Source organism: Ruegeria sp. CDSA021 (assembly GCF_059612325.1).
On record NZ_JBXWQJ010000003.1, the window covers coordinates 126,836 to 138,343 of the forward strand.

Sequence of the window (11,508 nt, forward strand, 5' to 3'; positions counted from 1 at the left end):
GAAGGTTCTGCAGCTTATTCCAGCTCGACCAGAAGGTCCTTTGCGTCAATCTGGCCGCCGGGCTGCACATGAACCGCTTTGACCGTCGCGTCGCGCTCGGCGTGGATACCGGTTTCCATCTTCATCGCCTCGATGGTCAGCAGCATGTCGCCTTCCTTGACATGTTGGCCCGCAGTAACGGCGACAGTGGCCACAACACCCGGCATGGGGGCTCCGACATGATCTGGGTTGCCGACCTCGGCCTTAGGCCGAGCCTGCGTGGTCGATGTGACCATCCGGTTCGGAACCCGGATGACACGCGGCTGGCCGTTGAGTTCAAAGAACACTTTAACCTCGCCCTTTTCATCCGTTTCGCCAATGGCCTGGCAGCGTATTTCCAGCGTCTTGCCCGGGTCGATTTCCGCCGTGATCTCTTCGCCCGGCTCCATGCCGTAGAAAAAGGTGCGCGTGGGCAGGGTGCGGACCGGGCCATAAACCCGGTGACGGCCAATGTAGTCCAAAAAGACCTTGGGATACATCAGGTATCCGTTCAGGTCCTCGTCATCGACCTCTTTGCCTTCCAATTGCTTGGACAGCTCTTCGCGGGTGGCCTCAAGATCAACCGCAGGCACGTCCTTGCCGGGGCGTTCGGTGTTGGGGGCTTCGTCCTTGAGCACCTTCTTTATGATGGTGTCGGGGAACCCGCCCGGAGGCTGACCCAGATTGCCGCGCATCATGTCTGCGACCGAGTCAGGGAAGGCCACATCGGTGCCCGGGTCCTCGACCTGTTCGCGGGTCATGTTCTGGCTGACCATCATCAGTGCCATGTCGCCAACAACCTTGGACGACGGTGTCACCTTCACGATATCGCCGAACATCCGGTTCACGTCCGCATACATCTGCGCCACCTCATGCCAGCGCTCTTCCAGCCCCAGGCTGCGCGCCTGCGCCTTGAGGTTGGTGAACTGGCCTCCGGGCATCTCGTGCAGATAGACTTCCGATGCCGGAGCCTGGAGACTGGATTCAAAGGCCGCGTACTGGCCGCGTACAACCTCGAAGTAATCGCTGATTTCGCGGATCGCCTTGATGTCCAACCCGGTGTCGCGGTCGGTATGGCGCAGCGCCTCGACCACGGTGCCCAGCGTTGCCTGGCTGGTGTTGCCCGAGAAGCTGTCCATCGCGCAATCCACCGCATCGACGCCCGCCTCGGACGCCGCCAGAATGGTCGCGCTAGCAATACCTGCAGTGTCATGGGTGTGGAAGTGGATCGGCAGACCGACCTCTTCCTTCAACGCGCGGATCAGGATCTTGGCTGAGGCCGGTTTCAGCAGGCCAGCCATGTCCTTCAGGCCCAGAATATGTGCACCGGCATCGCGCAGCTCTTTCGCCATGCCGACATAATATTTCAGGTCATATTTGGCACGATCCGGGTCTAGAATGTCACCGGTGTAACAGACGGTACCTTCGCAGATTTTGCCGTTTTCTACCACGGCGTCCATCGCCACACGCATGTTCTCGACCCAGTTCAACGAGTCGAACACACGGAACACGTCGATATTTTTGGACGCCTGACGCACAAATTCCTGCACTACGTTGTCGGGATAGTTGGTGTAACCCACACCGTTCGCGCCGCGCAGCAACATCTGGGTCATCAAGTTCGGCATCGCTTCGCGCAGGTCACGCAAGCGCTGCCACGGGCATTCCTGCAGGAAGCGATAGGCCACGTCGAAGGTCGCACCCCCCCAGCATTCGACCGAGAACAGTTGCGGCAGGTTGGCGGCATAGGTGGGGGCCACCTTGATCATGTCGATCGAGCGCATACGGGTTGCCAGCAGCGACTGGTGCCCGTCGCGCATGGTGGTATCGGTGATCAGCAGCTGACGCTGCGCTTTCATCCAGTCGGCCACGGCCTGCGGGCCCTTCTGCTCCAGCAGGTTGCGGGTGCCCATTTGCGGCTCTGCCTTCTGCGCGGGGGGCTTGGCCTCTTTCAGATCGGCGCGCGGCTCTGGCCGATCCTTTGTTTCGGGGTGACCGTTCACCGTGATGTCGGCGATATAAGTCAGAACCTTGGTGCCCCGATCGCGGCGGCGCTTGAAGGCAAACAGGTCCGGCGTCGTGTCAATGAACTTGGTAGTGTATTCATTCGACAGGAAGGTCGGGTGCTTCAGCAGGTTGATGACGAAGTCGATATTGGTGCTGACGCCACGAATACGGAACTCGCGCAGCGCACGGTCCATGCGGGCAATCGCTGCTTCGGGGGTAGGCGCTTTGGCCGTTACCTTGGTCAGCAGCGAATCATAATAACGCGTGATCACACCACCTGCATACGCCGTGCCGCCGTCCAGACGAATGCCCATGCCGGTGGCCGAGCGATAGGCGGTGATGCGGCCGTAATCGGGGATGAAGTTGTTCTGCGGGTCTTCGGTCGTGATCCGGGTCTGCAGAGCATGACCGGTCAAATGTACGTCTGCCTGACTTGCTGCACCGGTGGCCTCGGCCAGTGTTTTGCCTTCCGCAATCAGGATCTGCGCCTGCACAATGTCGATGCCGGTGACTTCTTCAGTCACGGTGTGTTCCACCTGTACGCGCGGGTTCACTTCGATGAAGTAGAACTTGCCGGTTTCCATATCCATCAGGAATTCGACCGTGCCAGCGCATTCATAGTTCACATGGGCACAAATCTTGCGGCCCAGCTCGCAGATCTCGGCGCGTTGCTCTTCGCTCAGGTATGGGGCGGGGGCGCGTTCGACCACTTTCTGGTTCCGGCGCTGGACCGAGCAGTCGCGTTCATAGAGGTGATAGATCTCACCATGCTTGTCGCCCAGGATCTGTACCTCGACATGGCGGGCGTGGATGATCATCTTTTCCAGATATCCCTCGCCGTTGCCAAAGGCGGCTTCGGCCTCGCGGCGACCTTCCAGAACTTTTTCTTCCAGCTCATCTTCCGACTGGATCGGGCGCATTCCCCGACCACCACCGCCCCAGCTGGCTTTGAGCATCAGCGGATAGCCGATCTCGGCGGCCTCTTTGCGGATGGTATCCATGTCATCGCCCAGCACTTCGGTTGCCGGAATGACCGGTACACCCGCCGCGATTGCGACACGCCGCGCGCTGGCCTTGTCGCCTAGTGCACGCATGGTTTCCGCCTTGGGGCCGATGAAAGTGATGCCATTCTTGACACATGCATCTACGAAATCCGGGTTCTCGGAGAGCAGGCCATAGCCTGGGTGGATCGCGTCTGCGCCGCATTGCTTGGCAACACGGATTATCTCATCGATCGACAGATAGGCCGCGACCGGCCCCATGCCCTCACCGATCTGATACGCCTCGTCCGCCTTGAACCGGTGCAAGCCCAGTTTGTCCTCTTCGGCGTAAACGGCGGCGGTTCGTTTTCCCATCTCATTTGCTGCGCGCATAACGCGGATGGCAATCTCGCCGCGGTTGGCGATCAGGATCTTGGAGAAGTCTGTCATAATAGGTCCCGGTCTTTTGTGGTTGGGCGTCTCTTTGGGCGAACAATACGCGCAGGTATATCCGTTCTTCTGGGTAGAACCGGCATGTTACCGCTCGCAAACGCCCTTGGTCGCTGCGCTCTTATACTTATGCCGCGCCGCAGCATCAAATACTTAGCGTTTTCTCTCAAATTGAGACAAATCTGCCAGGCCCATCTGACCCATATTTGCGTGCAGATCCTGTCTTAGAATATCGATGACATGGGCGGGTCCGCGCGCGCCAAGTGCCGCCAATCCGTACAAGAATGCGCGCCCAAGCATGACGAAATCCGCTCCCAGAGTCAGCGCACGCAGAATATCCAGCCCGCCTTCGACACCGCTGTCAAAGATCAGGGGCAGGCGGGTTGTGTTGCGGATCGAGGGAAGAACCTCAATGCTGGCAGGAGCGGCGTCAAACTGACGCCCACCGTGATTCGAGACCCAAAGGGCGTCCACCCCGATCTGTTCCAGACGCTCTGTGTCTTCGGCGCGCAGGATGCCTTTTATAACAAAAGGTCCGTCCCAATGATCGCGCAGCCACGAGACATAGTCCAACCCTGGCGAGGTCCTTAACAGGTATCCGACATGGGCCGTCGGAGGCAGATCTCCGGGATTTTCGATGTACTTGTCCAGAGTGCGCATATGCGGCACGCCGTTGCGCAACATCCCCATAGCCCAGGCGGGTCTTGCCGCAATCTGTGCCAGCAAGCGCGGCGTCAGCTTTGGCGGCTGCCTGAGACCTGAGCGGGTTTGCCGTTCCCTGCGCGAGGCAACAGGGACGTCCACGGTCAGCACCAGAGTTCGAAATCCGGCCCGGCGCGCCCGATCCAGCATATCCTTGCGAATTTCGGGGTCCCGCGGTGGATAAAGCTGAAACCACGCGTTTGGTCCCAAATGCGGGGCCAAATCTTCGGGGCTTTGGCTGGCAACGGTGGACAGGGTATAGGGAATACCCGCCTGCGCGGCGGCCTGCGCCAACAGCCGTTCCGCATCGGGCCAGACCAGTCCAGACATCCCGATGGGGGCGATTCCGAAGGGCAATGGGCAAGCGGTACTCAGACACGTCCTTGATGTGTCGAACTCCAGCTCACCGTGCAGGATCGAGGGGGAAAGGCGGACATCATCCAGCGCTATGCGGTTGCGGTTTAACGTCGTTTCAATACCGGTTCCGCTGTCGATATACTCCCACACGAAATGCGGCAGGCGGCGGCGCGCGCGTCGTTTCAGGTCCGGAATGCCGGGATAGGTGCTGTGCAGATCCATGCAGATTGATCCGATCCGCCACGCGATTCGGCAAGGTTTTTATGCTGCATCTGTCGAGGGATGCTTGCTTTCAGGCCCTGCGCGTTTAGCCGGATCCGTGGTTCCGCAGGCAACCTGAACCTGATTGCGACCCTTATCCTTGGCAACATACAGTGCGTCGTCGGCAGCACGCATCAGGTCCTGTGGAATGGTGCCATGGGCCGGGTAATGCGCGACCCCAACCGACATCGTGATGCGGGGCAGAGCCTTCTCGCCATAGCGTACAGCTACGGCTTCGACCGCCTGACGCATCTGTTCGGCACGAGTTACGGCGTCTTCGGGGCTGTTGTCGGGCAGAATCAGCATGAATTCTTCGCCGCCGATGCGGCAGGCGATTTCGTCCCTGTCGCAGCCTTGCTCCAGCGCGGCGCCGACCGCGCGCAAGACCATGTCACCGGCATAATGCCCATGTGTATCGTTGAACTTCTTGAAGTGATCGACATCCACCGCAATCAGGCTCAGCGCAGCGCCCGTCTGTTGGCAGCGGCTGATGGATTTGCGCAGCGTTTCGGTCATGTGGCGGCGATTGAACAATCCGGTCAGCGGGTCGCGTACCGATTGGTCATGAAGCTGATCCCGCATGCGGACATTGGCAATCGCCATGCTGATCTGTTCGGCGCACAATTGAGCCAATTTACGGCTTTTGTTGAAACAATCCTCACGCCCCTCGATTGCCCTAAGGTGCAGAAGACCAACTGTTTCGCCATGTGCCAGAATGGGAAAGCAGAAATAGGGTCGGCCGTCATGCGGTTCGGCATGTTCGCAGACAAAATCGATCTCGGATGCGCCGAACTCATAGGTCCTGCCGCGCCGCAAGCCCCAGCATCCTTCAGGATGGATATGCGCCTTGTGCGCGCCGCCATTCCAGCTGGCGCAGCCATCCAGCACATCGCGAGAGTTCGAATAGACATAAACACTGCCTTCCGACTCAGGCAAAATGTGGGTCATAAAGCGTGAGACCATTTCGAAAAGCTCGTCCAGTGATCGACTTGATTGCAACCATTCGTTCAATTCCCCGAGCAGGCGAACCTCTCGAGCCAGGCGCAGTTGTTCATCCATCAGCTCACGTTCTTTTTCGGCACGTTTGCGCAGATCACGCACCTGACGGCGGTTGGTGCGGTGGACAATCAGGATGACGGTGGTCAGTGCCAGCAAGGCGACTCCGCTCAAAAACGCCAGAGAAATGCGGACGCGGGAGATAAACAGGTTCCTGAGGTCTGTAATATCCGAATAGAATTCGATAGCCCCCAGAAACACCGCATCCTTGATGATCGGTGTGTGAACCTCGGCCACGTGACGACTGCTTAGGCCTGTATCTCCGGCATGATCGGGATCAAACGAATCTATTTCCGTGATCGGTTTCTCTTCGTGTTTGTAATAGAGACCGCCGGCCGCGACGACCGACTGGAAAAACGGTTGTGTGTTCACGGTTCCAATATCATTTGTACGTGTCGACCAGAAAACGTGCCCCGAAGCATCAAACAGCTTGAAGCGATAGATGTCCGAGGTTTCGGGCAACAGCTCCAGAAATTCTTCATCATGCTCGGTCAATGCGTGAAAACGGAAAGTAGCATTCAGATCGCTCAGGTGGCTTTCGACCTGACGGCTCATCTGCATTGCCCTTTTTCGCAGGTCGGATTCCAGCATGCGATCAACCACCGGTGCGGGAACGGCATAGATTCCCCAGCCTGCTGCTGCCGTCAGCGCAAGCATCATTACGGTCACACCCACCAATTTCAGCCTTGATGACTGACCAGTCGGTTCCACCTGTTCCATTTTTTCCGCTCCCACAACACTCAGACAAGCATCCGATCCAAGATTTGACAGAGGGTTAACAGGCGCTCAGGGCAGCGGCGTATTTGTTTAGGATTGAATGGAAAAAGAAGTGCAAAAGCTTGTGAACAAGCCGTGAACAAACTCTTTCCCTCGGCGCGCATCCGGCGTAGTTTGGATCCATGAGCAGTTTTGACGAAATGGACGCCTTCGAAGGCGCATCGCTGTCGGCGCGGGCAATGGCCGTGCGCCCTTCGCCCTACCTGGATGAGTTGAACCCGGCGCAGCGGGACGCAGTTGAGCGTCTGGACGGTCCGGTTCTGATGCTGGCCGGGGCAGGGACGGGCAAGACCAAGGCCCTCACTGCCCGGATCGCGCATTTGCTCAATACGGCGCGGGCCCGTCCGAATGAGATTCTGTCGGTGACGTTTACCAACAAGGCCGCGCGCGAGATGAAAGAACGGGTCGGTCGCCTGCTGGGTCAGCCTGCCGAAGGGATGCCGTGGCTGGGCACGTTTCATTCGATCTGCGTCAAGCTGTTGCGCCGCCATGCGGAGCTGGCTGGCTTGAAGTCGAATTTCACCATTCTGGATACTGATGATCAGCTTCGCCTGCTCAAACAACTGGTACAGGCCGCCAATATCGATGACAAACGCTGGCCAGCGCGGATGCTGCTGGGGATCATCGACGATTGGAAGAACCGCGCGCTGACACCGGAGAAGGTACCAACCGCAGATGCCGTGGCCTACAACAACAAAGGCATTGAGCTTTATGCTCAATACCAGACCCGTCTACGTGAGTTGAACGCGGTGGATTTCGGCGACCTGCTGCTGCACGTGGTCACGATCTTCCAGACCCAACCGGACGTGTTGGAGCAATACCAGCGCTGGTTCCGCTATATTTTGGTGGATGAGTATCAGGACACAAACGTCGCCCAATACCTGTGGCTGCGGTTGCTGGCCGGGGGGCACAAAAACATTTGCTGTGTGGGTGATGACGATCAGTCGATCTATGGCTGGCGCGGGGCCGAGGTAGGCAACATCTTGCGGTTCGAAAAGGACTTCCCGGGCGCATATGTGGTGCGGCTGGAGCAGAACTATCGCTCGACCCCGCATATTTTGGCGGCTGCATCGAACGTTATTCGGGGCAATGAAAACCGTCTGGGCAAAGAGCTTTGGACTGATGCGGATGATGGCCACAAGGTCAACCTGATCGGCCATTGGGATGGCGAGGAAGAGGCCCGCTGGATCGGTGAAGAAATCGACGCGATGCAGGGCGGCACACGTGGCATCCGCCCTGTGAACCTTGATGAGATGGCTATTCTGGTCCGTGCCTCGCACCAGATGCGCGCGTTCGAGGATCGGTTCCTGACCATCGGTCTGCCCTACAAGGTGATCGGCGGCCCGCGATTCTATGAACGCATGGAGATTCGCGATGCCATGGCCTATTTCCGGCTGGTCGTCAGCCCCGAGGATGATCTTGCCTTTGAGCGCATCGTAAACACCCCGAAACGCGGCCTTGGTGACAAGGCGCAGCAGACGATTCAGATGACAGCGCGTGAGAACGGGGTGCCTCTGGTCGAGGGCGCGCGGATCGCGGTCGATAATGGGTTGATCAAGGGGAAGGGTGGCAAAGCGCTGCGCGAGTTGATCGATGGGCTGGCCCGGTGGAACGCGATGACGCGCGGCCCCCGGATCGAAGTCGAAGACGATTCGGTGATCGATGACGGGATATCCCCCATGCGGTTCGGCGCGCCCGAACATACGCATATCGAGTTGGCGCAGATCATCCTCGATGAATCCGGCTATACCTCCCATTGGCAGAACGACAAGACCCCCGAAGCGCCTGGGCGTCTGGAAAACCTGAAAGAACTGGTCAACCAGCTGGACAATTTCGAAAACCTGCAAGGGTTTCTGGAACATGTCAGTCTTGTCATGGACAACGAACAAGACAGCGACGGAGCGAAGGTGTCGATCATGACCCTGCACGCAGCCAAGGGGCTTGAATTCCCGGTGGTCTTCCTGCCGGGGTGGGAGGACGGCTTGTTCCCGTCGCAACGGTCAATGGACGAATCCGGCCTCAAAGGGCTCGAGGAAGAGCGCCGTCTGGCCTATGTCGGCATCACCCGCGCTGAAGAGGTATGTACGATTTCCTTTGCTGCCAATCGGCGGGTGTTCGGGCAATGGCAGAACTCCATGCCTTCGCGCTTCATCGATGAATTGCCGGAAGACCACGTTGAGGTGCTGACGCCCCCTGGTCTTTATGGCGGCGGGCACCGGACCGCGGGAATCGAAACCCGCGCAGCCGAAGCCAATGTCTACAACTCACCAGGCTGGAAACGGTTGCAGGCGCGGCAAGGTCAATATGGCATGTCGCAGCCGAAAGAAAGCCGGAGCACGGTGATTGACGCCACCGCATTGGCCAGTTTCACGCTGGGTGAGCGTGTTTTCCATCAGAAATTCGGCTACGGCGCGGTGATCGGGATCGAGGGCGACAAGGTCGAGGTCGATTTTGACAAGGCGGGAACCAAGAAAGTGGTCTCGCGTTTCCTGACCAACAAGGATGACGTCCCGTTCTGAGGTGTCAGATTCCTTCGACCAGAACCAGGTTGGTCGAGGCGGTGGCTTGCCGGATCTTCGCTAGCTCGATGTAATCGGGGTCGTCTTTCCAGGCTTTCGCCGCAGCAAGGTCTGGAAACTCCATCAGCACAATTCCACCTTCCGGCCAACCGCCTTCAATCTGTTCGACCGGTTTCGACGAGACCGTCAGCAAGCGGCCTCCGTGGCGGTCAAAGATTGGCATGAAGCCCGCCAGATAATCCTGATACCCGTCCGGGTCGTGGATGTCGATCTGCGCGATGAAATAGGCTGCCATGGCGTCCTCCGGATCAGAAATCAGAAGGCCATCTTACACCAGTGTCGAAAAAACAAAAAACGGCGGTTCCCAGGGAGGAGGAAGGGAACCGCCGTCTTGTCAACATCAGAGCAGGGAGGAGGAGAGCCCTGACGTATGCGAACCCGGGTCTGAGCCCGGTATGAGGAAGACGCGGCGACGCTAGGGAGGAGGAATGCGTCGCCGCGCGCTTTCAACATCAAGGCAGGGAGGAGGAGAGCCCTGATGTATCAGGTTCCGGCATCTTGAGGCCGGTATAAGGTGCGGCAACGTCAAGGAGGAGGAAAGACGTTGCCGCTGATTACAGACCCAAAGGGAGGAGGAAGGGCCTGATCTCTGTATCTGTTTGCGCTTAACGCGCGGTGTGGTCTTCTGCGGCCTGCAGCGCGACCCGGCGGATCATCGAGCGGTGCAGACCCAGATCGGTCAGTTCACGATTTGACAGCCCGGACAGTTCGTTAACTGTCTGGCGATACATGCGATAGCGCACAAAACGGGTCTTGGCGGTCTCAACCAATGCGGTCAATCCAAACGCCGTTGTGCTTTTATGTGCTGTATGTGTGCCTGCGACTGCCATTTTCATCATCCGTCTGTCTTGTGTTACCGATATCACTCGGCCCTTGCTTGAGATTGAAAATAGGCAAATGCTGCGATTGCACAATAGGTCACATCGTCAATGCTGCCATGCAGCAAATGCATAGATTGGTTCGGGTTTTTCGTGGCGGTGAAATACGCCTTTGAAATATAGGTATTGTCTGAGGCACCGTCAGGGCCTTGAAAAACGCCACGCGGTGGTGTGCCTTTGAATTGAGCATGTTCGGCGTGAATTTGTGCGACGTGAAATGCTGACATCAGATCATTGAAGTGCCGGAGGACACCAACGACTGGCCGTTTGGAGGCGTAGCATCGTCTCGTTGATTCCAGTTTTTCGGGGTGGAGTCAGGTCGGGGACTCGCTTTTGCGGTCGCAAGTGACTGCGTATGGGAAATCGTGGGCGGTGTTGGTGTAGGTGGGGAAATGACACCTATAACCCCCTTTTGCTTTAGTCGATTCTATGGGCCGGTTGCTTGCAGTGGGCCAGAAAATCCAGTCCGAATAAGAAATCTCAAATTTTTTTGGGAAAACGTGGGAAATTTTCGCCGGTACGTTTTTTCTATATGTTGATATTGTTGGGCAGTTCGCTTCTAATTATGGTGTCTTGATGCCGAATTTCTTCCGTTTTAGTATAGATATGCCGTGCTTCAAGCGACACGATCAAAAATTTCCTATTGATTTCCATGAATTCCCATGGCATCCCTTGTACATCCGATGAGGACGAGGCAGCAGGGGCACCAAACGACCCCGAACCAAAAATACTAATCAGGTTTCATACAGGCATCTCGCTTTCATCAATCAAGAGATCCGGCGCGCGGGCGAGCAGACATCCCCCCAGGTGGCGCGTGCAGCTGGACATCCCGCAAAGCGGGTCAATGCGGCGGGTTGATCAGTGGCAGCAGATCAACCCGCCGTTTTTACCTTCTGGGGACGTGAATTTTAAATGGGGCGCAAGCGAAAGGGACAGTCGTCTTGGCGCGCAGGTTTAGAGGTGAAAGCCACCATAAGGTGGACACGAAGGGCAGGGTCTCGATCCCGGCCTCGTTTCGCCGTGTGCTTGAAGCTTCCGATCCCAACTGGCAGCCTGGTGACAATCCTGAACTCGTGATTGTGTACGGCGATCACCGTCGCAAATACCTTGAATGTTATACCATGCAGGCGATTGACGAGGTCGATGCCAAAATCGACGCGCTTCCGCGTGGCTCGATGGAGCGCAAGATGTTGCAACGCATGTTCCACGGTCAGTCTTTCCCGACAAACGTGGATGAAACCGGGCGTCTGGTTCTGCCCGCCAAGCTACGCACCAAGATCGATCTGGAGAGCGAGGCCTTCTTTATCGCTGCCGGTGACACGTTCCAGATTTGGAAGCCCGAGACCTACGAAGTCGAGGAACTGGCCAAAGCCGAAGAATGGATGGACGATCTGCCCGACGATTTCGACCCGATGGTCTATCTCGATGGCGTCGGGGACGCGTGAC

At 57.6% G+C, this 11,508-nt stretch carries 7 protein-coding genes; 2 read left to right on the forward strand and 5 right to left on the reverse strand.

Annotated elements, in window-relative coordinates:
* Window positions 1-14: 14 nt before the first annotated feature.
* The 3 genes from AC2FLD_RS05080 to AC2FLD_RS05090 all read right to left on the reverse strand — a co-directional run bounded on the left by AC2FLD_RS05080 (window position 15) and on the right by AC2FLD_RS05090 (window position 6,548).
* Window positions 15-3,452 carry a pyruvate carboxylase gene (locus AC2FLD_RS05080; RefSeq protein WP_496667785.1) on the reverse strand — a complete coding sequence of 1,146 codons (3,438 nt, stop codon included), beginning with the start codon at window positions 3,450-3,452 and terminating at the stop codon, window positions 15-17.
* A 153-nt stretch (window positions 3,453-3,605) separates the two neighbouring features.
* Window positions 3,606-4,733, reverse strand: coding sequence for an alpha-hydroxy acid oxidase (locus tag AC2FLD_RS05085; RefSeq protein ID WP_496667786.1), 1,128 nt, complete (start codon window positions 4,731-4,733; stop codon window positions 3,606-3,608).
* A gap of 39 nt (window positions 4,734-4,772) precedes the next feature.
* Window positions 4,773-6,548, reverse strand: a complete 1,776-nt coding sequence (locus tag AC2FLD_RS05090) for a sensor domain-containing diguanylate cyclase (RefSeq protein WP_496667787.1) — start codon at window positions 6,546-6,548, stop codon at window positions 4,773-4,775.
* 179 nt (window positions 6,549-6,727) lie between these two features.
* Here AC2FLD_RS05090 and AC2FLD_RS05095 point away from each other — a divergent pair, with 179 nt between their 5' ends.
* Window positions 6,728-9,124, forward strand: a complete 2,397-nt coding sequence (locus AC2FLD_RS05095) for an ATP-dependent helicase (RefSeq protein ID WP_496667788.1) — start codon at window positions 6,728-6,730, stop codon at window positions 9,122-9,124.
* Window positions 9,125-9,128: 4 nt separating this feature from the next.
* On the opposite strand, the gene AC2FLD_RS05100 is transcribed toward AC2FLD_RS05095, so the two are convergent.
* Window positions 9,129-9,419, reverse strand: coding sequence for a DUF1330 domain-containing protein (locus AC2FLD_RS05100; protein WP_496667789.1), 291 nt, complete (start codon window positions 9,417-9,419; stop codon window positions 9,129-9,131).
* A 370-nt stretch (window positions 9,420-9,789) separates the two neighbouring features.
* On the reverse strand, window positions 9,790-10,014 hold the full coding sequence (locus AC2FLD_RS05105; protein ID WP_496667990.1) for a DUF1127 domain-containing protein: 225 nt from the start codon (window positions 10,012-10,014) through the stop codon (window positions 9,790-9,792).
* 989 nt (window positions 10,015-11,003) lie between these two features.
* Between AC2FLD_RS05105 and mraZ the strand changes: the two genes are divergently transcribed.
* A complete protein-coding gene (gene mraZ, locus AC2FLD_RS05110) occupies window positions 11,004-11,507 on the forward strand; it encodes a division/cell wall cluster transcriptional repressor MraZ (protein ID WP_083445187.1) in 504 nt (167 codons plus the stop codon).
* The last annotated feature ends 1 nt before the right edge of the window (window position 11,508 follow it).

Bases quoted from the DNA above. Each gene is read 5' to 3' on its own strand.
- AC2FLD_RS05080 (WP_496667785.1), bottom strand. From the start codon at position 3,452: ATGACAGACTTCTCCAAGATCCTGATCGCCAACCGCGGCGAGATTGCC.
- AC2FLD_RS05085 (WP_496667786.1), bottom strand. From the start codon at position 4,733: ATGGATCTGCACAGCACCTATCCCGGCATTCCGGACCTGAAACGACGC.
- AC2FLD_RS05090 (WP_496667787.1), bottom strand. From the start codon at position 6,548: ATGGAACAGGTGGAACCGACTGGTCAGTCATCAAGGCTGAAATTGGTG.
- AC2FLD_RS05095 (WP_496667788.1), top strand. From the start codon at position 6,728: ATGAGCAGTTTTGACGAAATGGACGCCTTCGAAGGCGCATCGCTGTCG.
- AC2FLD_RS05100 (WP_496667789.1), bottom strand. From the start codon at position 9,419: ATGGCAGCCTATTTCATCGCGCAGATCGACATCCACGACCCGGACGGG.
- AC2FLD_RS05105 (WP_496667990.1), bottom strand. From the start codon at position 10,014: ATGGCAGTCGCAGGCACACATACAGCACATAAAAGCACAACGGCGTTT.